We start from the raw sequence: 20,035 nt of genomic DNA, 5'->3' as shown, positions 1-20,035 counted from the left end.
TTCCACATCACTTGATCAAACCCGCCGACTTCCCCGCCGTCTCGATCCCGTCGTAGTTCGACGACTTGGTCGGGATGAACTTGCTCGCACGCTGCAGCGCCATGATTTCCTTGTGCGCGGGGTTCGCCGGATCGAGCTTCAGGAACGCGTCGGTCAGCTTCTTCTGCAGCGTGGCGTCCATGCCCGGGCGCACCGTCCAGTTGTAGTCGTAGTAGGTCGGCGTGGTCGCCAGCACGCGCACCTTGGCGGCATTGGGGTTCTTCGATTCGACCAGCTTGTCCCACACCGAGGCATTGAGCACGCCCGCTTCGGCGCGCGATGCGGCCACGAAGGCCACCGTGGCGTCGTGCGCGCCCGAGAACGCGACCGTCTTGAAATCCTTCTCGGGGTTGATGCCGGCCTGCAGCAAAAAGTAGCGCGGCATCAGGCTGCCCGAGGTGGACGAGGGTGCGCCGAAGGCAAAGGTCTTGCCCTTCAGGTCTGCCAGGGTCTTCGCGGTGCTGTCGACCGGTACGATGAACTTGCTGGTGAACACCTCGTCTTCCGCGCGCTGCACGATCGGCACGGCGCCGCCATTGGTGCGGATGCGCGCCTGCACGAAGGTGAAGCCGCCCAGCCAGGCCATGTCGATCTTGTTTGTGGCCAGGCCTTCGACCACGGCGGCGTAGTCGGTCACGGGCGTGAACTGCACGTCCATGCCGGTTTCCTTCTTGAGGTAATCGCCCAGCGGCGTGAACTTGCGCTGCAGCTCGGTGGGCGCCTCGTCGGGGATGGCCGAGACGCGCAGCACGCCCTGGGCGAGGGCGCCGAAGCTGGCGACGGAAACGGCGAGCGCGAGCGCCACCTGGGTGAGAGTTGTCTTCTTCATGGATGTGCCTCGAAAACGTGCAGCAGGTGCGGGAAGGGAAAGGACAGGATTGTAGAAAGCGGGGCCGCTTCGATAATCGACCCATGAACCCAACGCTCATGAACCCGCTTGCGCCCTTGCGCCTCACGAGTTTTTCGCATGGCGGCGGCTGCGGCTGCAAGATCGCGCCCGGCGTGCTGTCGCAGATCCTGAAGAACCACGCCGGCGGCATGATTCCGCCCGAACTCATGGTGGGCATCGAGACCGCCGACGACGCGGCCGTCTACAGGCTCAACGACCAGCAGGCACTGATCGCGACCACCGACTTTTTCATGCCCATCGTGGACGACCCCTACGAGTTCGGCCGCATCGCCGCAACCAACGCCATCAGCGACGTGTACGCGATGGGCGGCCAGCCGATCATGGCGCTGGCCCTGGTGGCCATGCCGATCAACCAGCTGCCCGTGGAAGTCATCGCCGAGATCGTGCGCGGCGGGCAGGACGTGTGCCGTGCAGCCGGCATTCCGATTGCAGGCGGCCACACCATCGATTCGGTCGAGCCGATCTACGGCCTCGTCGCGATGGGGCTGGTGCACCCGGATCGCGTGCGGCGCAATGCCGATGCGAAGGCGGGCGACGTGCTGGTGCTGGGCAAGCCGCTGGGCGTGGGCGTGCTTTCGGCCGCGCTCAAGAAGGAGCAACTGTCCGAGACGGGCTACCGCCAACTGATCGAGAACACGACGAAGCTCAACACGCCCGGCATCGCGCTGTCGGCACTCGACGGCGTGCATGCGCTGACCGATGTCACGGGCTTCGGGCTGGCCGGCCACGCGCTCGAACTGGCGCGCGGCGCGAAGCTGGCGGCGGTGGTCGAGTGGTCGAAGGTGCCGTTGCTCGACAACGTGGTGGCGATGGCCGCCGCCGGGTTCGTTACCGGCGCTTCGGGGCGCAACTGGGCGGGCTATGGCACCGAGGTCGAACTCGCAGCCGGCCTGCCGGCCACCGCGCAGAACCTGCTGAGCGACCCGCAGACATCGGGCGGCCTGCTCGTGAGCTGTGCGCCCGAAGCGGTCGATGCGGTGCTGAAGATCTTTCGCGACGAAGGCTTTGCGCGAGCGGCGGTCATAGGCCGTGTGGAGGCTGGCGAGCCCTCGTTGCGCGTGATTTCATAGGCCCCGGTATGTCTCCCTCCCCTTCCGGGGGAGGGCAGGGGTGGGGGCAAGCGGCGCTCGATAAGTGGATCTGGCGACCGGCGCTACTTGGGCGCCGCAGCGTCGCCGCCGCTCGGCGCGGGTGCCGCGCCGCCGGAGGAACTGCCGCCGTTCGGGCCGCTCATGCGGCCGACGCCGGAGTCGGCGGGCCTGACGTCCGCCGGGCTCGCGCCGGTCACCTTCGGTACGGGGGGTTTGGGATCGCAGGCACTGGCCAGCACACCTGCAACCAGGCACAGGCCGACGATCTGCAAGCGCTGGCATCGTGGCATAGACACTCCTCGCGAAGGATGGTCCGACAAACAAACTGGCTGTCTTCTTGCCTCGCCCTTTGCCCGCCGGGATGCCCGGTTTGCGATAGAACGGGGTGTGTTTGTCGCATCATGCGGCAGCATCCTGCCGGGATCAAGGGGCGCCAGGGCGCAATAACCCTTGAGGCCGGACGTGCCCCGGATCGTCGGCTATCGTTCGCGCCATGAATGCCTCCCTCCGCCTGGGTTGGCGCACGCTCTGGCGCGACCTGCGCGCCGGCGAGTTGCGCCTGTTGATCGTCGCCGTGCTGCTGGCCGTGGCCGCGCTCACGGCGGTCGGCTTCTTCGCCGACCGGCTGCAGGGCGGGCTGAAGCGCGATGCGCGCCAGCTGCTGGGCGGCGATGCGGTGATCGTCAGCGACAACCCGACGCCCGCGGCCTTCGTGGCGCAGGCCAGGTCGCTCGGCCTGGAAGGTTCCGGCACCTACGGCTTTCCGACCATGGCGCGGGCCGAAGACGCGCAGGGCGGCGCCAGCAAGCTGGTGGCGCTGAAGGCCGTGGCCGCGGGCTATCCGCTGCGCGGCAGCCTGCAGACCTCGACCACTTTCGAAGGCCCGGGCAAGGCCACGCGAGACATCCCCCCGCCGGGCGAGGTGTGGGTCGATGCCTCGCTGCTCGACTCGCTCGCGCTCAAGGTCGGCGACACGCTGCTGCTCGGCGACGCCGGCCTGCGCGTCGGCCGCGTCATCACGCTGGAGCCCGACCGCGGTGCCGGCTTCATGAGCTTCTCGCCGCGCGTGATGATCAACCAGGCCGACGTCGCGCGCACCGCACTCGTGCAGCCGGCCAGCCGCGTCGGCTACCGCTATGCGGTGGCGGGCAGCGACGCGGCGGTGAAGCGTTTTTCCGACTGGGCCGACGCCACCATCAAGAAAGGCGAGCTGCGCGGCGTGCGGCTCGATTCCTTCGAAGGCGGCCGGCCCGAGATGCGCCAGACGCTGGACCGCGCCGAAAAATTCCTGAGCCTGGTCGCGCTCCTCGCGGCGCTGCTGTCGGCCGTGGCCGTGGCGCTGGCCGCGCGCGGCTTTGCGGCCAGCCACCTCGACGACTGCGCGATGCTGCGCGTGCTGGGCCAGAGCCAGCGCACCATCGCCGTCGCCTACGCCTTCGAGTTCGCGGTGATCGGCATCGTGGCCAGCGCGCTCGGCGTGGCGATCGGCTTCGCGGTGCACTACGTGTTCGTGCTGCTGCTGGCGGGGCTGGTCGAAACCGCGCTGCCCGCGGCCACGCTGTGGCCGGTGGCCTTTGGGCTGGGCATGGGGCTCACGCTGCTGTTTGCCTTCGGCCTGCCGCCGGTGCTGCAACTGGCCCGCGTGCCGCCGCTGCGCGTGATCCGGCGCGACGTGGGCGGCCTCAAGCCCGCTTCGCTCGCGGTGCTGGGCGTCGGCGTCGCAGGCTTCGCGGCGCTGCTGATGGCGGCGAGCAGCGACATCAAGCTGGGCCTCATTGCCGTCGGCGGCTTCGCGGGCGCGGTGGCGGTGTTCGCGCTGCTGAGCTGGCTCGCGGTGAAGGTGCTGCGCCGCAGCGTCAACGAAACGACTGCGCCGCGCTGGCTGGTGCTGGCCACGCGGCAGATCTCGGCGCGGCCGGCGTATGCGGTGGTGCAGGTCAGTGCGCTGTCGGTGGGGCTGCTGGCGCTGGTGCTGCTGGTGCTGCTGCGCACCGACCTTGTCGCGAGCTGGCGCCAGGCCACGCCGCCCGACGCGCCGAACCGCTTCGTCATCAACGTCATGCCCGACCAGAGCGACGCCTTCCAGAAGTCGCTGCGCGATGCGGGCGTGCGCAAGTTCGACTGGTATCCCATGATCCGCGGCCGCCTCGTGGCCATCAACGACAAGCCGGTGTCGCCCGACGACTACGCCGAGGACCGCGCCAAGCGGCTGGTGGACCGCGAGTTCAACCTCAGCAACAGCGTGGCCGCGCCCGCGCACAACAGCATCACGGCCGGCAGGTGGACGCCGGATGCGCCCGGCGAGGTGAGCGTGGAAGAGGGCCTGGCCGAGACGCTGGGCTTGAAGCTCGGCGACTCGCTGCGCTTCGACATCGGCGGCACGCAGAACGAGGCGCGCATCACCTCGCTGCGCAAGGTCGACTGGGGCTCGATGCACGCCAACTTCTTCGTCATGTACACGGTGGCTTCGCTGGCCGACGTGCCCACCACCTTCATGGGCGCCTTCCGCGCGCCCGAGACGCGGGGCTTCGACAACGCGCTGGTGCGCAGCTATCCGAACGTCACCAACGTGGACATGAGCGCCACCATCAACCAGGTGCAGCGCGTGCTCGACCAGGTGATCCGCGCGGTCGAATTCCTGTTCGGCTTCACGCTCGCGGCCGGGCTGGTGGTGCTGTTCGCGGCGGTCACGGCCACGCGCGAGGAGCGCGCGCGCGAGTTCGCGGTGATGCGCGCGGTGGGCGCGCGCGCCAGCCTGCTGCGGCAGGTGCAGCGCGCCGAGCTGGCGGGTGTCGGACTGCTTGCGGGTTTTCTCGCGAGCATCGTGGCCTCGGCGATCGGCTGGGCGCTGGCGCGCTATGTGTTCGAGTTCACATGGAGGGCCTCGCCCATCGTGCTGGTGGCCGGTGCGCTGGCCGGCGCGGTGCTTGCGCTGGGAGCCGGATGGTGGGGCCTGCGCGACGTGCTGCGCCGCCCGGTGGTGGACACGCTGCGCCGCGCTGCCGAGTAGCAATCTTTTTCTTCGGCTTCGGGCCGGACGGGGCCGGGGAATGCAATACATTCCCCGGCCCCGTATTCAATTCAGAAGAAGCTTTCTACATGCGCTTGGCGTCATTCCAGATCACCAACTTTCGCTCGATCAACGACAGCGGCCCCATCGATTCCACACAGCAGATCACGGCGATCCTCGGACGGAATGACAGCGGCAAATCGAACCTGCTGCGCGCACTCCACAGCCTGAACCCGGCAGAGGGGCTGGCCGAACTCAGCCCCATCAAGGACTTTCCGCGCCACCGGCGGCTCGAGGAGTGCAATGGCGATACGCCAGTCGTCTTCACGCGCTGGCGCCTCGACGAAAGCGAGCAGGCCGAACTGGCCGGAATCCTGCCGCGCGCGTCAGGCGTGCGCCACGTCACCGCGGCCCGCGGCTATGCCACTGCGCGCTGGGCCGGGCTCGAAGGGCTCAACGCGCTGTCGCTCGACGTGAGCGACATCAAGGGCAAGGTCCGCAAGATCGTGCCGGGCGTCAAGGCCGCCGCCGAGAAGGTCGCCGAGGATGCGAAGGCGACGCTGGAACAGGAGGCCGACACCTTCGACGCCGCGATGATCATGAGCCCCGACTACATCAGGTGGTCGGCCGGCGCGGTCCAGGCGGCACAGGCCTTGCGCAAGGCGCTGGCCGTGGCGCGCGCCGAGCTCAGCGACAAGCAGGAGCAGATGCTGGCCGAGCTCGAAGACGTGGCCCTGTCCATCGCCAACGACGCGCCCGCGCTCGCCCGCGCGCAGGCCTGGGTGCTCGAGAAGCTGCCGCGCTTCATCTACGTCGACGAATACCCGGCGCTGCCCGGCCGCCAGAACATCGCGGAGTACCTCGGGCGCCAGGGTTGGGGCCAGCTCACGCCCGCGCAGCAGAGCTTCGGCAAGCTGTGCAAGGTCGCGGGGCTCGACCCGCAGCAACTGCAGGACCTGCTGGAAAAGAACGACCAAGCCACGCGCAACCAGCTCGCCAATCGCGCGGGCTCGGTGGTGACGGCCGAGATCCGCCGCCTGTGGAAGGACCGTGCGCTGAAGGTGCGCTTCAACCTCGACGGGCAGTACCTCGACACGCTGGTGTCGGACCCGAACGGCGCCTACGAGGTCGAGGTGAACCTCGACGAGCGCAGCCGCGGCTTCCAGTGGTTCTTCTCGTTCTACGTCGCGTTCTTTGCGGACACCCGGAGCGGCCGCGCGGAAGACGCGATCCTGCTGCTGGACGAGCCCGGCCTGCACCTGCACGCCCACTCGCAGGCCGATCTGCTCGCGCATTTCGAGAAGGACTTCGGCAACCAGATCATCTACACCACGCACTCGCCCTTCATGGTGCCCACGCATCGGCTCGATGCGGTGCGCACGGCCAGCCTGGGCGAGGTCGGCGGTACGACGGTGAGCAATGCCGCGGAGGGCGACGAGCGCACGCTGTTTCCGCTGAAGGCGGCGCTGGCGTTGGGCCGGATGGCCGTCGAGCCTACGAAGGCGCCGCCACAGGAGGTACGTGTCACGCGCTCCGAAGCGTCGGCCAGCGCCGTGAATGAACAGGCAGGCAGCCAACTGGCACAGGCTGAATAGCAGGCCCCAGCCGCCTGCTCAGGTGGCTGCGACCATGCGCTCGCATGAGCAGGCCCTTCAAGTCCGACAGGCTTCGTATCTTCCTGTCCAATAGCGCCATGGAAAACCCACAGAACGACCTCGCGGAACGCGTCACCGAACTCGAGATCAAGTCGAGCTACGCCGAAGACCTGCTCGACCAGCTGAACATGACGATCTACCGCCAGCAGCAGCAGATCGACCGGCTGATCCTGCAGGTCACGCAGCTCCGCGAGCAGAGCCAGAACGCGGCGCAGGACGGCGCGTCGCGCAATCCGCGCGACGAGCTGCCGCCGCACTACTGAAGAAGCTCAGCCGTGCGAGTGCCAGAGCACGGCGAAGAAGTGGCAGGTGCTGCCGCCGAGCACGAACAGGTGCCACACCGAATGGGCGAAGCGCACCTTGTTGTCGAACAAGAAGACCACGGCCCCAGCCGTGTAGAAGAGCCCGCCGGCCACGAGCCAGCCCAGACCCGCCGGTGACATGCGCTCGTACAGCGGCACCGCCGCCATCAGCGCCATCCACCCCATTGCCACGTAGAGCCCGGTCGACCACAGCGGATGCTGGAGCCGGTTGAACAGCTTGGCGCTCACGCCCAGCACGGCCGCCGCGCAGATGGCGCCGAACAGCGTCCACCCCAGCGGACCGCGCAGCACGCCGAACACGAAGGGCATGTAGCTGCCCGCGATGAACAGGTAGATGGCCGCGTGGTCCAGCCGGTTGAACCAGGCTTTGGCGCGACCCACGGGCAGCGCGTGGTACAGCGTGGAAATCAGGTACAGCACGATGGCCGTGCCCGCGAACAGGCAGGCGCCGACCACGCCCGCGGCCTGTCCGTTCTGCACGGCGCTGTAGACCAGGATGGGCAGCGCGGCAATGGCCAGCGCCAGGCCCAGGCCGTGGCTCAGGGCGTTGAAGAGCTCTTCCATCGCCGTCTGGTTGCGTGCCGCCAGGGCAGGGGTGCGTGGCGAAGTTTGTGTCCGGGAAAGGGCTGTCATCGGGACCTCATGCGAGTTGGATGGTTGGGCTGCCTGGCTACTTGACCTGCTGCTTGCCCAGCTTGCGCGCCAGCGTGCGCCGGTGCATGCCGAGCCGGCGCGCGGTCTCCGAGATGTTGAAGCCGGTTTCGGCCAGCGTCTCGTGGATGCGCTCCCATTCGAGCGTCTTGATCGAGGTGGAGCGGTTGGTCAGCTCGACCTCGGTGGTGCCGGCGGCGCGGCCGAAGGCGGCCTCGATGTCGTCGGTGTTCGACGGCTTGGCAAGGTAGTGGCAGGCGCCGAGCTTGATGGCCTCGACGGCGGTGGCGATGCTGGCGAAGCCCGTCAGCACCACGATCAGCATCTTGGCGTTGTGCCGGTGCAGCATCTGCACGCAGGCCAGGCCCGAGGCCTCGCCGTTGAGCTTGAGGTCGACCACCGCGTAGCCCGGCGACGAGGTGGCGAGCAGCGCCTCGACGTCTGCGAGGTTGCTGGCGAGCGCCACGGCATAGCCGCGCCGCTCGAAGGAGCGGCCGAGCGTGCGCGCGAAGGCGTCGTCGTCCTCGACGATCAGCAACTGGCGCTCAGCTCCGGTTTCGGTCATGGCCTTCCGTTTCGATGGTCTCGCCGGCGAGGACTTTTTCGTCCTCTGCTTCCTCTTCTTCCAGCACGATGGCCGCCAGCGGTAGCGTGATCTTCACGATGGCGCCGCCCTCGGGCCGGTTGGCCGCCGCGACGCGGCCGCCCACGGTGCGCGCCACGTTGACGACCAGGAACAGCCCCAGCCCGCCGCCAGGGCGACCCTTGCTCGACTGGTAGGGCTTCCCGAACTCCTTCAGGATGGCCGGCAGGAAGCCGGGGCCTGCGTCGGTGACCGTGATCGTCAGCGCGCCGGCGTCGTGCGCCGCTTCGAGGCGCAGCCAGTGCGGCGACGCCTCCAGCGCATTGTCGAGCACGTTGCAGATCATCTGCTTGAGCGCCGAGTCCGAGACCATGGGCAGGTCGCGGCCGAAGCGGTTGTCGTATTCGAAATCTTCCACCGGGCGGGTGGTGCGCCACTCTTCGATCAGGTCGTCGAGGAAGGTACTGACGGTGGTTTCTTCGGACGACTCGCCGCGCGCCTCGCCGGCCGACAGCAGGATGCCGCTCACGATGCTCTTGCAGCGCTGGATCTGCAGCTCCATCTCGGCCACCTCGGTCAGCAGCTCGGGGTCGGAGCTGAAGTGCGGCAGCCGGCGCCAGTCGCCGAGGATCACGGCCAGCGTGGCCAGCGGCGTGCCCAGCTCGTGCGCCGCGCCCGAGGCCAGCAGGCCCATGCGCACGATGTGTTCCTCTTCCGAGGCGCGCTGGCGCAGGTCGGCCAGCCGCGCGTCGCGCGCGCGCAGGTTGCGGCTGATGCGGGTGATGAAGATCACGAGCAGCGCCGCGTTCAGCGCGAAGCACACCAGCATGCCCTGGATGTAGGGGCTCCACAGGCCACGGTTGTGGTCCAGCGGCAGCGCGAGCGGGCGCGAGAACAGCGCCAGTCCGGCGAAGCAGATGCTGGTGATGACCACGATGGTCCAGGTCGACCAGGGCTTCAGCAGCACCGCGCCCAGCGTCACCTGCAGCAGGAACAAAAACACGAAGGGGTTGGTGGCGCCGCCGCTCAGGTAGAGCTGCGCCGTGAGCGTGGCCACGTCGACCAGCAGCGCGAGGAACAGTTCGCCGTTCGTCACGCGCCGGTGGTTGCGCGAGCGCAGCAGGCTGACCATGTTGAAGAGCGCCAGGCAGGCCAGCACCTGCAGCATGTGGTCCAGCGGCAGGCGGATCGCGAAGCCGTAGTGCACCACCAGGATGGTGACCACTTGCCCGACCACGGCGAACCAGCGCAGCTGGATCAGCTGCTGCATGTTCTGATGGCCAGTGGCGTTGTCGAGGCTCGCGACACCGGCGCGGGGGGCGTGCAGCTCCCCTGCGATCGCCTCAATCGCGGCGGGCATCTTCGGCAGGGCGGGTGTCGGCATGGGCCGCATTTTCGCCGCGCCGCACGAACCAGGCGGCGATCAGCACCATCAGCGCCAGGCCATACCAAGTCAGGGCATAGACGAGATGGCTGTTGGGGAAGGCGATGACCGTGAGGCCGGCGGCGGGCCACGCGGGGGTGTCGGCGTTGGCCGTGGCCTGCGCGGGGGGCGCCTCGGCATCGACGAAGTACGGCGCGACGTCGTTCAGGCCGCGCGTCGCGGCGATGGCCTGCACGTCGCGCGAGAACCAGCGGTCGCCGGGCGGATCGTTCTTGCGCAGGAAGCCGCCCTTGGGTTCGGTCAGGCGCAGCAGGCCGGCGACGGTGGTTTCACCCTGCGGCTCGGGCGCGGTGCGGGCCGAACGCTCGCGCGCCTCGGGCGGCACGAAGCCGCGATTGACCAGCACCACGGTGCCTTCGGTCGTGCGCAGCGGGGTCAGCACCCAGAAGCCCGCGCCGAGCTTCGTGCTGGCCTGCACCAGCGTTTCCTTGTCATGGAGGAAGGTGCCGGCGAGGCGGACATGCCGGTATTCGTCGTTGGCCGCGTTGACGGTGGGCCATTCGTTTCGCCCGGGGGGCGCGGCCGCCGGGGCATGCACGCGCTGGTCGACGCGGGCGATGAGATCGAGCTTCCAGGCCCTGCGCTCGACCTGCCAGGTGCCGAGCGCGAAGAAGCTGGCGAAGGCAAGGGCGGCGCAGACCGCCAGCGCCACCCGCGCGGAAGCGGAACGCTGGCGGACGGCCTGCTCCGCCATCAGGGCATGTTCTTCATGTCGTGCATCGAGTGCGGCATCATGTTGGTGTTCATGTGGTACATGACCCACAGCGAACCGGCCAGCGTGATGACCACGAGCACCAGCGTGAAGATCAGCGCCAGCATGTTCCAGCCGCCTTCGGACTTGGCGTCCATGTGCAGGAAGTACACCATGTGCACCACGATCTGCACCACGGCAAAGGCCAGGATGACCAGCGCGGTGGTGCCGGGCTTGTCGAAGACCTTGCCCATCACGATCCAGAACGGAATGGCGGTGAGGATCACGGCCAGCACGAAGCCGGTCATGTAGCCCTTGAAGGTGCTGTGGCTCACCGGGCCGTCGTCATGACCGTGACCGTGGTCGTCGTGGCCATGTGCGCCGTGGCCGGCGGTTTCGATATGCGCGCTCATTGCAGCGATCCCATCAGGTACACGAAGGTGAAGACGCCGATCCAGACCACGTCCAGAAAGTGCCAGAACATCGACAGGCACATCAGGCGGCGGCGGTTGGCGGCGGTGAAGCCGTGCTTGGGCAGCTGGATCATCAGCACGATGAGCCAGACGATGCCGAAGGTCACGTGCAGGCCGTGGGTGCCCACCAGCGCGAAGAACGACGACAGGAATGCGCTGCGCTGCGGGCCCGCGCCTTCGTGGATCAGGTGCGCGAACTCGTACAGCTCCAGGCCGATGAAGCCCGCGCCCAGCAGGCCGGTGATGGCCAGCCAGACCAGCACGCCGCCCATGCGGCGCTGCTGCATCTGGAGCACGGCGAAGCCGTAGGTGATGGACGAGAACAGCAGCAGCGAGGTGTTGATCGCCACCAGCGGCAGGTCGAACAGGTCGGCGCCCGAGGGGCCGGCCGCGTAGCTGCGGCCCAGCACGCCGTACACCGCGAACAGGCAGGCGAAGACCAGGCAGTCGCTCATCAGGTAGAGCCAGAAGCCCAGCAGCGTGCCGTTCTCGGGGTGGTGGTCTTCGTTGCGGACGTTGAACACCTCGAAGGTGGGCACGCTCGAGGCGTTGCCCACGGTGTTCGCGTGGCTGGAGGGGAGGGCGGTACTGTTAGACATGGGCGGCCAGCAGGCGCGTGCGCGCGTCTTCGGTGCGAACGACTTCATCCGCGGGGATGTGGTAGTCGCGCTTGTAATTGAAGGTATGGATGATCACGGCGGCGAGCATGGAGAAGAAGCCGATGCCGGCCACGAGCCACATCTGCCAGATCAGCGCGAAGCCGCACACCGCCGCCAGCGCGGCGATGACGAAGCCGGCGGCCGTGTTCTTGGGCATGTGGATCGGGCTGAAGCCTTCCAGCGGACGCTCGTAGCCGCGGGCCTTCATGTCGGACCAGGCGTCGTTGTCATGGATGCGCGGCGTGAACGCGAAGTTGTAGGCAGGCGGCGGCGACGAGGTCGACCACTCCAGCGTGCGGCCGTTCCACGGATCGCCCGTGGTGTCGCGCAGCGACTCGCGGCGGATGTAGCTCACCACCAGCTGGATGATGAACGAGCCGATGCCCAGCGCGATCAGCACGGCGCCGAAGGCGGCGACCTGGAACCAGATCTGCAGCGACATGTCCTGGAAGTGGTTCATGCGGCGCGTGACGCCCATCAGGCCCAGGATGTACAGCGGCATGAAGGCCATCCAGAAGCCGACGATCCAGAACCAGAACGAGCACTTGCCCCAGAACGGGTCGAGCTTGTAGCCGAAGGCCTTCGGGAACCAGTAGGTGATGCCCGCCAGCATGCCGAACAGCACGCCGCCGATGATCACGTTGTGGAAGTGGGCGATCAGGAACAGGCTGTTGTGCAGCACGAAGTCGGCCGGGGGCACCGCCAGCAGCACGCCGGTCATGCCGCCGATCACGAAGGTGATCATGAAGCCGATGGTCCACATCATGGGCAGCTCGAAACGGATGCGGCCGCGGTACATGGTGAAGAGCCAGTTGAAGATCTTCGCGCCCGTCGGGATCGAGATGATCATCGTCGTGATGCCGAAGAACGAGTTCACGCTGGCGCCGGAGCCCATGGTGAAGAAGTGGTGCAGCCACACGAGGTACGACAGGATCGTGATCACGACCGTCGCGTACACCATCGAGGCGTAGCCGAACAGGCGCTTGCCCGAGAAGGTGGAAACCACTTCCGAGAAGATGCCGAAGGCCGGCAGGATCAGGATGTACACCTCGGGGTGGCCCCAGATCCAGATCAGGTTCACGTACATCATGGCGTTGCCGCCGAGGTCGTTCGTGAAGAAGTTGGTGCCGACGTAGCGGTCGAGCGACAGCAGGGCCAGCACGGCGGTCAGCACCGGGAAGGCGGCGACGATCAGCACGTTGGTGCACAGGGCGGTCCAGGTGAAGACGGGCATCTTCATCATCGTCATGCCGGGCGCACGCATCTTCACGATGGTGGCCAGCAGGTTCACCCCGGATAGCAAGGTTCCGACCCCCGCTATCTGCAATGACCAGATGTAGTAGTCGACCCCCACGTCGGGGCTGAACAGAATGCCCGACAGCGGCGGGTAGGCCAGCCAGCCGGTCTTGGCGAACTCGCCGACGAACAGCGAGGCCATCACGAGGCCGGCGCCGAAGGTGGTCATCCAGAAGCTGAAGTTGTTCAGGAACGGGAAGGCCACGTCGCGCGCGCCGATCTGCAGCGGCACCACGAAGTTCATCAGGCCCGTGACCAGCGGCATCGCCACGAAGAAGATCATGATCACGCCGTGGGCAGTGAAGACCTGGTCGTAGTGATGCGGCGGCAGGAAGCCGGCGTTGTCGCCGAAGGCCATTGCCTGCTGGGCCCGCATCATCAGCGCGTCGGCGAAGCCGCGCAGCAGCATCACCAGGCCCAGGATGATGTACATGATGCCGATCTTCTTGTGGTCGATGCTGGTGATCCAGTCGCGCCACAGCATGCCCCACAGCTTGAAGTAGGTCAGTGCGCCCAGCACGGCGATGCCGCCCAGCACCACGCCCGCGAAGGTTGCGAGCAGGATGGGTTCGTGGAAGGGAATCGCCTCCCAGGTGAGGCGGCCGAAGACGAGCTTCGTCAGGTCAAGGTTCTGCAACATCTTATTCTTCGGTGGTGCACATCGCGGTGACGTACTTGCGCTTGGGCGAATCGAGGGAGTCGGCCTGCCAGGCCTGCTTGGTGGCGACGTTGAAGGCGCCGGGCTTGCCCAGGCCGCCGTCGGCGTCGATGGCCATCATTTCCTTCATGCACATCTTGCCGCGGTCGACGCACAGGTTGAGGATGGCGTCGTACAGCGCGGGGTCCACCGAGGCGTAGTGGCGCACGGGCTCGCGCTCGCTCGGCACTTCGAGCTTCTTCTGGTAGAGCTCGCGCGTGAGTTCGCCGTCCTTGCCGGCCTTGACCTTCTGCACCCACTGGTCGAAGTCGCCGTTGCTCAGGCCGTGGAACTTGAAGCGCATGCCCGAGAAGCCGGCGCCGCTGTAGTTGGCGGAGAAACCTTCGAACTCGCCCGGCTTGTTGATCACTGCGTGCAGCTTGGTTTCCATGCCCGGCATGGCGTAGATCTGGCCGGCCAGCGCGGGGATGAAGAAGGAGTTCATGACCGAGGAGGCCGTGATCTTGAAGCTGATCGGGCGGTCCACCGGGGCGGCCAGCTCGTTCACCGTGGCGATGCCCTGCTCGGGGTAGATGAAGAGCCACTTCCAGTCGAGCGCCACCACTTCGACCACCAGCGGCTTGGCTTCGGCCGGGATTGCGCGTTGCGCGTCGAGGCGGCGCAGCGGCTGGTAGGGGTCGAGCGTGTGGGTGCTGATCCAGGTGATGGCGCCCAGCGCGATGATGATGAGCAGCGGCGCCGCCCAGATCGCCAGCTCGAGCTGGGTCGAGTGGTCCCAGTCGGGGCTGTAGGTGGCCTCCTTGTTCGACTGGCGGTAGCGCCAGGCAAAGAAGATGGTCAGGGCGATCACCGGGATGATGATGATCAGCATCAGCACGGTGGAGACGACGATGAGGCGTCCCTGCTGATTGGCGATGTCGCCGGAGGGGTTCATCAGCACCGTGTTGCAGCCCGCCAGGAGCATGGCGGAAAGCAGCAGGAGTGATCGGCGAAGGTTCTTGAGGATGTGCATGCCGGGGGAAAAGAGGTGCAGGGGCGACGCAAAAAGACCCCACAATCTACGCTCGAAGACGGGTTTCGCCTATTGGACGTTTTGTCCTATGGCGGTAAATGTGTTTCGGTGCGACGCTCTAGGTTCTCCATGGTCTTATGTGTCGCGTCCAGGCGCGGCACCTGAATTACAGCAAGCAATGACGACGTCCAGCATCAGCACGCAAGGTGACCACCCGCTGCCGCATTCGCCCGAACGTGGCGCCCGGCAAGGTGGCGACGACCACTCGCACATCGCCCCCGGCGAAATCGCGGTCGGCGTGATCATCGGCCGCGCCTCCGAATATTTCGACTTTTTTGTCTACGGCATCGCCTCGGTGCTGGTGTTTCCGGCGGTTTTCTTCCCCTTCGAGCAACACCTCGAAGGTGTTCTGTACTCGTTCCTGATCTTTTCCTTCGCCTTCATCGCGCGCCCGTTCGGAACGGTCATCTCGATGATCATCCAGCGACGATTCGGGCGAGAGGCCAAGCTCACGCTGGCACTTTTCGTGCTCGGCACGTCGACCGCAGGCATTGCCTTCCTGCCGGGCTACGCGAGCCTCGGTTTCACGGCCATCGTGCTGCTGTCGGTGTTTCGCTTCGGCCAGGGCCTGGCGCTCGGCGGTTCGTGGGACGGCCTGCCGTCGCTGCTGGCGCTGAACGCACCGGCCAACCGCCGCGGCTGGTATGCCATGCTGGGCCAGCTGGGCGCGCCCATCGGCTTTTTCATTGCCAGTGCGCTGTTCGCCTACCTGTATTCGAGCCTGCCGTCCGAGGACTTCCTCGACTGGGGCTGGCGTTACACCTTCTACGTGGCCTTCGCCATCAACGTGGTGGCGCTGTTCGCCCGCCTGCGCCTGGTGGCCACCGACGAATACTCGCGCCTGCTCGAAGAGCGCGAACTGGAGCCCACCAGCGTGACCGAGCTGGTCGGCTCGCAGGGTGCCAACCTGTTGATCGGCGCCTTCGCAGCGCTGGCCAGCTATGCGCTGTTCCACCTGATCACCGTGTTCCCGCTGTCGTGGATCACGCTGTACTCCGACCAGTCGGTCACCGAATTCCTGGTGGTGCAGATGATCGGTGCGGTGCTTGGCGCCGCCGGTATCGTGGCCTCGGGCCTGCTGGCCGACCGCATCGGCCGCCGCTTCACGCTGGGCGGCCTGGCCGCCGTGATCGCGGCCTTCAGCGGCTTCGCCCCCACGCTGCTCGACGGCGGCCGTGTCGGCCAGGACATCTTCATCCTGGTGGGCTTCGTGATCCTGGGTCTGTCTTACGGACAGGCCGCTGGCGCCGTGACCTCGAACTTCGCGCCCAAGTACCGCTACGTCGGCGCGGCCCTGACGGCCGACCTGGCCTGGCTGATCGGTGCGGCGTTCGCGCCGCTGGTCGCCCTCGGCTTGTCGGCCCACTTCGGCCTGGCCTACGTCAGCGTCTACCTGCTGTCGGGCGCCATCGCCACGCTGGCCGCGCTGGGGCTGAACCGGGCGCTGGCGCGCGACTGACCGGCAGCGCAGCCGTTTCTTCCGAAGGGGCCGTTTCGGCCCCTTTTCATTAGGATGACCCGATGTTCGCCGCCGCGATTTTCGACATGGACGGGCTGCTGATCGATTCGGAGCGTCCCATCATGGCCGCCTGGATCGAGGCTGCCCGCACGTTCGACATCGAGCTTTCGCGCAGCCAGTACCTGCAGGTCGTGGGGCTGGCCACCGCCGAGTCCGAGTTGATCCTCGCATCGCTGCTGGGCGGCACCGACGCCTACCGCCATGCCATTGCACATGTGCGCCAGCGCCTGCAGCTGGCGCGCTCCGACGGCACGCCGCTGTTTCCCATCAAGCCCGGCGCAGCCGAGTTCCTGACGGCGCTGCGCGAGCGCGGCACGCGCTGCGCCGTGGCCTCGTCGTCCACCAGCGGGCAGATCCAGGCCTGCCTCGGCAGCCTCGACGTGCTCCATCACTTCGAGGCCTTCGCGGGCGGCGACGAGGTGGTGCGCGCCAAGCCCGATCCGGCGCTCTACCTGCTCGCGGCCGCGCGGCTGGGCGTGGACCCGGCGGACTGCATCGCCTTCGAGGACAGCGAGAACGGCGCCAAGGCTGCGCTGGCCGCGGGCATGCGCGTGGTGGTGGTGCCCGATCTCAAGCACCCGCCCGAATCCATCGTCGAGCGGGCATTCCACATACTCGGCTCGCTGCACGACGCGTTGGTACATTTGCCGCGCTGGTTTCCTTCGACGACGGAAAAGCAGCAGCCCGTGTGACCGGGCCTGTTCAGAGCACTTCGTCGCGCAGCTGCGGGAACACCTTCGACACCTTCGCGAGCAGGTAGTCGCCGTAGCGGCCATTGAAGGCGTGCACATTGGCGCGGTCCCAGCGCTCGGCGCTGTCGTCTCGCGCCTCGGCACCTGCTAGCCCTTCGATGCGCTGCACGCGGGCCTCGAAATTCGGATCGAAGAACAGCGGGAACGACAGCCGGTCGCGACCCGAGGTGTTGCGCTTCACGCGGTGCGGCGTCGACTTGTAGAGCCCGCCGGTCATGCGGTCGAGCATGTCGCCGATGTTGCAGACGAACGGGCCGGGAATTGGCGGCGCGTCGATCCAGCCGCCCGGCGTGTGCACGGCGAGGCCGCCCACGTCGTCCTGGTGCAGGATGGTGAGCAGCCCGTAGTCGGTGTGCTCGCCCACGCCCCATTGCACGTCGAGGCCTTCGGGCACTGGCTGCGAGGGGTAGTTGAAGAGGCGGAACAGGATCAGCGGGTCGGCCGTGTAGCGTTGCGCGAAGTAGCTTGCCGGCAGGCCGAGGCTCAGCGCGATGCCTTCCATCAGGCGGTGGCCCAGTTGCGTAACGGCGGCCATGTAGTCGAGGATGGCCTCGCGAAAGCCCGGCACGTCGGGAAACAGATTGGGCCCGTGCACCGGCGTCTTCGCCTGCACCAGCGGGTGCGTAGCCGGCAATTCGGTGCCAAGGTAGAGGCCTTCCTTCCAGTCGGGCCGGCCCGAGGTCAGCTCGCCGCCCAGTGGGAAGAAGCCGCGCCAGGCGCGCCCGCCCAGGGCCATGCGCCACTGCATCTTGGCTTCTTCAGGCAGGTCGAAGAAGCGGTGGCTCAGGTCTTCGAGCCGCTGCACCAGCGCGGCGTCGACGCCGTGGCCCATGGCATAGAAGAAGCCGTGCGCGCGGCAGGCGGCGCCGATCTGCGCGGCCACGCCATCGCGTTCGGGCGCACCGGCCACGAGGGGCGCGACATCGATCACGGGCAGCGAGAGGAGGGATTCGGATGTGCTCATGATCGTCGAAAGCATGTCACGCGTCCCGCGCGAACGGCGAGCGGATGTCCGAAAGAAACTGCTGCGCGCGTGGATGCTGCGGCCGGTTGAAGAAGTCGTCGGGCGTGGCGCGCTCCAGCACCTTGCCCTCGTCCATGAACAGCACGCGGTCGGCCACCTCGCGCGCGAAGCCCATCTCGTGCGTCACGCAGACCATCGTCATGCCGTCGCGCGTGAGGTCGCGCATCACCAGCAGCACCTCGCCGACCATCTCGGGGTCGAGTGCGCTGGTGGGCTCGTCGAACAGCATCAGCGGCGGCTGCATCGCGAGTGCGCGCGCGATCGCCACGCGCTGCTGCTGGCCGCCCGACAGTTCGCTGGGCCACGCGTTGGCCTTGTTCGACAGGCCCACGCGCTGCAGCAGCGCCATCGCGCGCTCCTCGGCCTCCCTGCGCGTGAGCCCGCGCAGCTGCATCGGCGCCATCGTGCAGTTCTGCAGCACGGTGAGATGCGGGAACAGGTTGAACTGCTGGAACACGAAGCCGATGCGCGAGCGGAAGGCGTTCACGTCGAGGCCGCTCGCATGGATGTCCTGGCCGTCCACCACGATGCGGCCCGACTGGATCGGCTCCAGCCGGTTGAAGGTGCGGATCAGCGTCGACTTGCCCGAGCCCGAGGGCCCGCACACCACGACGACTTCGCCCTTGTGGATGGTCTCGGTGATGTCGACCAGCGCGTGGTAGCTGCCGTACCATTTGTTGACTTTTTCGAGTTCGATCATGCGGATACCTTGGGTGCAACGGTGGACATGCCGCGGCGCGCGAGCCGGCGTTCCAGCCAGTAGGCGAAGCGCGACAGGCCGAAGCAGAGAATGAAATACGTGCCGCCCAATATGAGGTAGATCTGCGCGGGCTTGGTGAACACCTGCGTGTTGATCTGCGTCGCGATGAACGACACCTCGGCCAGCCCGATGATGTAGCCCAGCGAGGTCTCCTTGATGGTCGAGACGAACTGGTTCACCAACGAGGGCAGCATGCTGCGCAGTGCTTGCGGCAGCACCACGAGGCGCATCGCGCGGCCGTAGCCCAGGCCCAGCGCGCGGGCGGTTTCCATCTGCCCGCGTGGCAGGCCCTGGATGCCGGCGCGCACGATCTCCGCGAGGTAGGCGGCGTCGAATATCACCAGCGCGATCAGCATGGTGGTGAACTGGTCGGTCTTCACGCCCGTGACGCTCGGAAGGAAGAAGTAGGCCCAGAAGATCACCATCAAGAGCGGCAGGCCGCGCACCACGAACACGAAGCCCGTGACCGGCCAGCGCAGCCAGCGCCACGGGCTGATGCGCGCGAGGCCGAGCACGATGCCCAATGGCAGCGCGAGCACGAGCCCGCAGGAGGCCAGCAGCAGCGTGAGCACCAGCCCGCCGAGCGGGCCGTTGGGGTACTGCCCGATGAGGAAGTAGACCCAGTAGTCGTTGATGATCTGGAGCATCAGCGCACCGCCTTCATATGGTCCTCACCGGGTAGCGGTGGTGGTACCAGGTCGCCAGCCCCGTGATGGCCAGCGACACCGTGAGGTACGCCGCGCTCGCGAAGGCGAACGACTCGAAGCTGCGGAAGGTCGCGCTCTCGACCTGGCCTGCCTGGTACATCAGTTCGGCCACGCCGATCACGGTGGCGATGGAGGTGTTCTTCCACAGGCTCAGCGTCTGCGAGATGAGCGGCGGCACCGTCACGCGCAGCGCCTGCGGCAGCACCACGCGGCGCATGGTGGCGAGGTAGCTGAAGCCCATCGCGCGGCCGGCTTCGAACTGCACCATGGGAATCGCGCGGATGCCGCTGCGGATGTCCTCGGCCATGAAGGCCGCCGTGTACAGCGACAGCGCAATGATCGCGCTGTAGGCCTCGATGTGCCCCGCGTAGAGCCATTGCTTGATGCCCTCGGGCAGCAGCTCGGGCGCGCCGAAATACCAGAACAGCATGTGCGCGAGCAGCGGGATGTTGCGGATCGACTCGACGTACGCAAAGCCGAGCCAGCGCAGCGGGGCGAAGGGCGAAAGGCGCAGCAACGCGACCACCAGCGCGATGGGCAGCGCCATCACCAGTGCGGCCGCCAGCAGCTGCAGCGACAGCAGCAGGCCCGCGACCAGCATGTCGTGGTACTTGCCGGTGAGCAGCAAGGAATAGTCGAACAGGGGCATGGGGGGCGACAGTATCACCGTCGCGGAGGAATTTGCTCCCTCCCCCGCTGGGGGAGGGTTGGGGTGGGG

At 67.3% G+C, this 20,035-nt stretch carries 20 protein-coding genes; 6 read left to right on the top strand and 14 right to left on the bottom strand.

The genetic code is table 11. The annotated features are described in order from the left end of the window. Positions 1 to 7: 7 nt before the first annotated feature. Positions 8 to 868: a putative selenate ABC transporter substrate-binding protein gene (locus ASC92_RS07160; protein WP_056512450.1), complete on the bottom strand. Its 861-nt coding sequence runs from the start codon at positions 866 to 868 to the stop codon at positions 8 to 10. A gap of 83 nt (positions 869 to 951) precedes the next feature. Between ASC92_RS07160 and selD the strand changes: the two genes are divergently transcribed. After that, complete coding sequence (selD, locus tag ASC92_RS07155; protein WP_235505719.1) at positions 952 to 2,019, top strand: selenide, water dikinase SelD; 1,068 nt, start codon at positions 952 to 954, stop codon at positions 2,017 to 2,019. 83 nt (positions 2,020 to 2,102) lie between these two features. On the opposite strand, the gene ASC92_RS07150 is transcribed toward selD, so the two are convergent. Beyond that, positions 2,103 to 2,330, bottom strand: coding sequence for a hypothetical protein (locus tag ASC92_RS07150; RefSeq protein ID WP_056512444.1), 228 nt, complete (start codon positions 2,328 to 2,330; stop codon positions 2,103 to 2,105). Between the two features lie 203 nt (positions 2,331 to 2,533). On the opposite strand from ASC92_RS07150, the gene ASC92_RS07145 reads away from it, so the two are divergent. The 3 genes from ASC92_RS07145 to ASC92_RS07135 all read left to right on the top strand — a co-directional run bounded on the left by ASC92_RS07145 (position 2,534) and on the right by ASC92_RS07135 (position 6,968). Further along, on the top strand, positions 2,534 to 5,050 hold the full coding sequence (locus tag ASC92_RS07145) for an ABC transporter permease (protein WP_056512441.1): 2,517 nt from the start codon (positions 2,534 to 2,536) through the stop codon (positions 5,048 to 5,050). A gap of 89 nt (positions 5,051 to 5,139) precedes the next feature. Further along, the gene (locus ASC92_RS07140; RefSeq protein WP_056512438.1) at positions 5,140 to 6,645 is read left to right on the top strand and encodes an AAA family ATPase; all 1,506 of its coding nucleotides are present in this window, start codon (positions 5,140 to 5,142) and stop codon (positions 6,643 to 6,645) included. A gap of 98 nt (positions 6,646 to 6,743) precedes the next feature. Beyond that, a complete protein-coding gene (locus ASC92_RS07135) occupies positions 6,744 to 6,968 on the top strand; it encodes a SlyX family protein (protein WP_056512436.1) in 225 nt (74 codons plus the stop codon). A 6-nt stretch (positions 6,969 to 6,974) separates the two neighbouring features. On the opposite strand, the gene trhA is transcribed toward ASC92_RS07135, so the two are convergent. The 8 genes from trhA to cyoA are packed head-to-tail and all read right to left on the bottom strand — an operon-like array spanning position 6,975 to position 14,495. After that, positions 6,975 to 7,661 carry a PAQR family membrane homeostasis protein TrhA gene (gene trhA / locus ASC92_RS07130; RefSeq protein ID WP_056512432.1) on the bottom strand — a complete coding sequence of 229 codons (687 nt, stop codon included), beginning with the start codon at positions 7,659 to 7,661 and terminating at the stop codon, positions 6,975 to 6,977. A gap of 37 nt (positions 7,662 to 7,698) precedes the next feature. Beyond that, complete coding sequence (locus ASC92_RS07125) at positions 7,699 to 8,244, bottom strand: response regulator transcription factor (protein ID WP_056512428.1); 546 nt, start codon at positions 8,242 to 8,244, stop codon at positions 7,699 to 7,701. After that, positions 8,225 to 9,622 carry an ATP-binding protein gene (locus ASC92_RS07120; protein ID WP_056512834.1) on the bottom strand — a complete coding sequence of 466 codons (1,398 nt, stop codon included), beginning with the start codon at positions 9,620 to 9,622 and terminating at the stop codon, positions 8,225 to 8,227. The genes ASC92_RS07125 and ASC92_RS07120 overlap by 20 nt, the downstream gene beginning before the upstream one ends. Next, positions 9,606 to 10,400: an SURF1 family protein gene (locus ASC92_RS07115; protein ID WP_056512424.1), complete on the bottom strand. Its 795-nt coding sequence runs from the start codon at positions 10,398 to 10,400 to the stop codon at positions 9,606 to 9,608. Before ASC92_RS07115 ends, ASC92_RS07120 begins: the two co-directional genes overlap by 17 nt. Beyond that, positions 10,400 to 10,810: a cytochrome o ubiquinol oxidase subunit IV gene (gene cyoD, locus ASC92_RS07110; RefSeq protein ID WP_056512422.1), complete on the bottom strand. Its 411-nt coding sequence runs from the start codon at positions 10,808 to 10,810 to the stop codon at positions 10,400 to 10,402. Before cyoD ends, ASC92_RS07115 begins: the two co-directional genes overlap by 1 nt. Continuing rightward, positions 10,807 to 11,469 (bottom strand): cytochrome o ubiquinol oxidase subunit III, encoded by a 663-nt coding sequence (cyoC, locus tag ASC92_RS07105; protein ID WP_007839254.1) that lies wholly within the window; start codon positions 11,467 to 11,469, stop codon positions 10,807 to 10,809. Before cyoC ends, cyoD begins: the two co-directional genes overlap by 4 nt. Further along, on the bottom strand, positions 11,462 to 13,465 hold the full coding sequence (gene cyoB, locus ASC92_RS07100; RefSeq protein WP_056512419.1) for a cytochrome o ubiquinol oxidase subunit I: 2,004 nt from the start codon (positions 13,463 to 13,465) through the stop codon (positions 11,462 to 11,464). The genes cyoC and cyoB overlap by 8 nt, the downstream gene beginning before the upstream one ends. 1 nt (position 13,466) lies before the next feature. Beyond that, positions 13,467 to 14,495 (bottom strand): ubiquinol oxidase subunit II, encoded by a 1,029-nt coding sequence (gene cyoA, locus ASC92_RS07095; protein WP_056512416.1) that lies wholly within the window; start codon positions 14,493 to 14,495, stop codon positions 13,467 to 13,469. 178 nt (positions 14,496 to 14,673) lie between these two features. On the opposite strand from cyoA, the gene ASC92_RS07090 reads away from it, so the two are divergent. Together ASC92_RS07090 and ASC92_RS07085 are read left to right on the top strand one after the other, a co-directional pair. Beyond that, complete coding sequence (locus tag ASC92_RS07090; protein ID WP_056512411.1) at positions 14,674 to 16,014, top strand: MFS transporter; 1,341 nt, start codon at positions 14,674 to 14,676, stop codon at positions 16,012 to 16,014. 62 nt (positions 16,015 to 16,076) lie between these two features. Then, positions 16,077 to 16,766: an HAD family hydrolase gene (locus ASC92_RS07085; protein WP_056512408.1), complete on the top strand. Its 690-nt coding sequence runs from the start codon at positions 16,077 to 16,079 to the stop codon at positions 16,764 to 16,766. A gap of 10 nt (positions 16,767 to 16,776) precedes the next feature. Here the strand turns inward: ASC92_RS07085 and ASC92_RS07080 are convergent, their stop codons facing one another. Genes ASC92_RS07080 through ASC92_RS07065 form a run of 4 tightly spaced genes read right to left on the bottom strand, consistent with a single transcriptional unit; the run spans position 16,777 to position 19,966 of the window. Further along, positions 16,777 to 17,790, bottom strand: a complete 1,014-nt coding sequence (locus ASC92_RS07080; protein ID WP_056512832.1) for an isopenicillin N synthase family dioxygenase — start codon at positions 17,788 to 17,790, stop codon at positions 16,777 to 16,779. Positions 17,791 to 17,806: 16 nt separating this feature from the next. Beyond that, on the bottom strand, positions 17,807 to 18,550 hold the full coding sequence (locus ASC92_RS07075; protein WP_056512406.1) for an amino acid ABC transporter ATP-binding protein: 744 nt from the start codon (positions 18,548 to 18,550) through the stop codon (positions 17,807 to 17,809). After that, positions 18,547 to 19,257, bottom strand: coding sequence for an amino acid ABC transporter permease (locus ASC92_RS07070; RefSeq protein WP_056512402.1), 711 nt, complete (start codon positions 19,255 to 19,257; stop codon positions 18,547 to 18,549). Before ASC92_RS07070 ends, ASC92_RS07075 begins: the two co-directional genes overlap by 4 nt. Before the next feature lie 13 nt (positions 19,258 to 19,270). Beyond that, entirely contained in the window at positions 19,271 to 19,966 is a 696-nt protein-coding gene (locus ASC92_RS07065) for an amino acid ABC transporter permease (protein ID WP_056512398.1), read from the bottom strand. Positions 19,967 to 20,035: the final 69 nt, after the last annotated feature.

It is taken from the genome of Variovorax sp. Root411, from assembly GCF_001425205.1.
Lineage (GTDB): Bacteria > Pseudomonadota > Gammaproteobacteria > Burkholderiales > Burkholderiaceae_C > Variovorax.
The sequence above is the reverse complement of the archived record's forward strand: the minus strand, read 5'-3'. Positions and strand labels throughout refer to the sequence as shown.

Bases quoted from the DNA above. Each gene is read 5' to 3' on its own strand.
- ASC92_RS07160 (WP_056512450.1), bottom strand. From the start codon at position 868: ATGAAGAAGACAACTCTCACCCAGGTGGCGCTCGCGCTCGCCGTTTCC.
- selD (WP_235505719.1), top strand. From the start codon at position 952: ATGAACCCAACGCTCATGAACCCGCTTGCGCCCTTGCGCCTCACGAGT.
- ASC92_RS07150 (WP_056512444.1), bottom strand. From the start codon at position 2,330: ATGCCACGATGCCAGCGCTTGCAGATCGTCGGCCTGTGCCTGGTTGCA.
- ASC92_RS07145 (WP_056512441.1), top strand. From the start codon at position 2,534: ATGAATGCCTCCCTCCGCCTGGGTTGGCGCACGCTCTGGCGCGACCTG.
- ASC92_RS07140 (WP_056512438.1), top strand. From the start codon at position 5,140: ATGCGCTTGGCGTCATTCCAGATCACCAACTTTCGCTCGATCAACGAC.
- ASC92_RS07135 (WP_056512436.1), top strand. From the start codon at position 6,744: ATGGAAAACCCACAGAACGACCTCGCGGAACGCGTCACCGAACTCGAG.
- trhA (WP_056512432.1), bottom strand. From the start codon at position 7,661: ATGACAGCCCTTTCCCGGACACAAACTTCGCCACGCACCCCTGCCCTG.
- ASC92_RS07125 (WP_056512428.1), bottom strand. From the start codon at position 8,244: ATGACCGAAACCGGAGCTGAGCGCCAGTTGCTGATCGTCGAGGACGAC.
- ASC92_RS07120 (WP_056512834.1), bottom strand. From the start codon at position 9,622: ATGCCCGCCGCGATTGAGGCGATCGCAGGGGAGCTGCACGCCCCCCGC.
- ASC92_RS07115 (WP_056512424.1), bottom strand. From the start codon at position 10,400: ATGGCGGAGCAGGCCGTCCGCCAGCGTTCCGCTTCCGCGCGGGTGGCG.
- cyoD (WP_056512422.1), bottom strand. From the start codon at position 10,810: ATGAGCGCGCATATCGAAACCGCCGGCCACGGCGCACATGGCCACGAC.
- cyoC (WP_007839254.1), bottom strand. From the start codon at position 11,469: ATGTCTAACAGTACCGCCCTCCCCTCCAGCCACGCGAACACCGTGGGC.
- cyoB (WP_056512419.1), bottom strand. From the start codon at position 13,465: ATGTTGCAGAACCTTGACCTGACGAAGCTCGTCTTCGGCCGCCTCACC.
- cyoA (WP_056512416.1), bottom strand. From the start codon at position 14,495: ATGCACATCCTCAAGAACCTTCGCCGATCACTCCTGCTGCTTTCCGCC.
- ASC92_RS07090 (WP_056512411.1), top strand. From the start codon at position 14,674: ATGACGACGTCCAGCATCAGCACGCAAGGTGACCACCCGCTGCCGCAT.
- ASC92_RS07085 (WP_056512408.1), top strand. From the start codon at position 16,077: ATGTTCGCCGCCGCGATTTTCGACATGGACGGGCTGCTGATCGATTCG.
- ASC92_RS07080 (WP_056512832.1), bottom strand. From the start codon at position 17,790: ATGAGCACATCCGAATCCCTCCTCTCGCTGCCCGTGATCGATGTCGCG.
- ASC92_RS07075 (WP_056512406.1), bottom strand. From the start codon at position 18,550: ATGATCGAACTCGAAAAAGTCAACAAATGGTACGGCAGCTACCACGCG.
- ASC92_RS07070 (WP_056512402.1), bottom strand. From the start codon at position 19,257: ATGCTCCAGATCATCAACGACTACTGGGTCTACTTCCTCATCGGGCAG.
- ASC92_RS07065 (WP_056512398.1), bottom strand. From the start codon at position 19,966: ATGCCCCTGTTCGACTATTCCTTGCTGCTCACCGGCAAGTACCACGAC.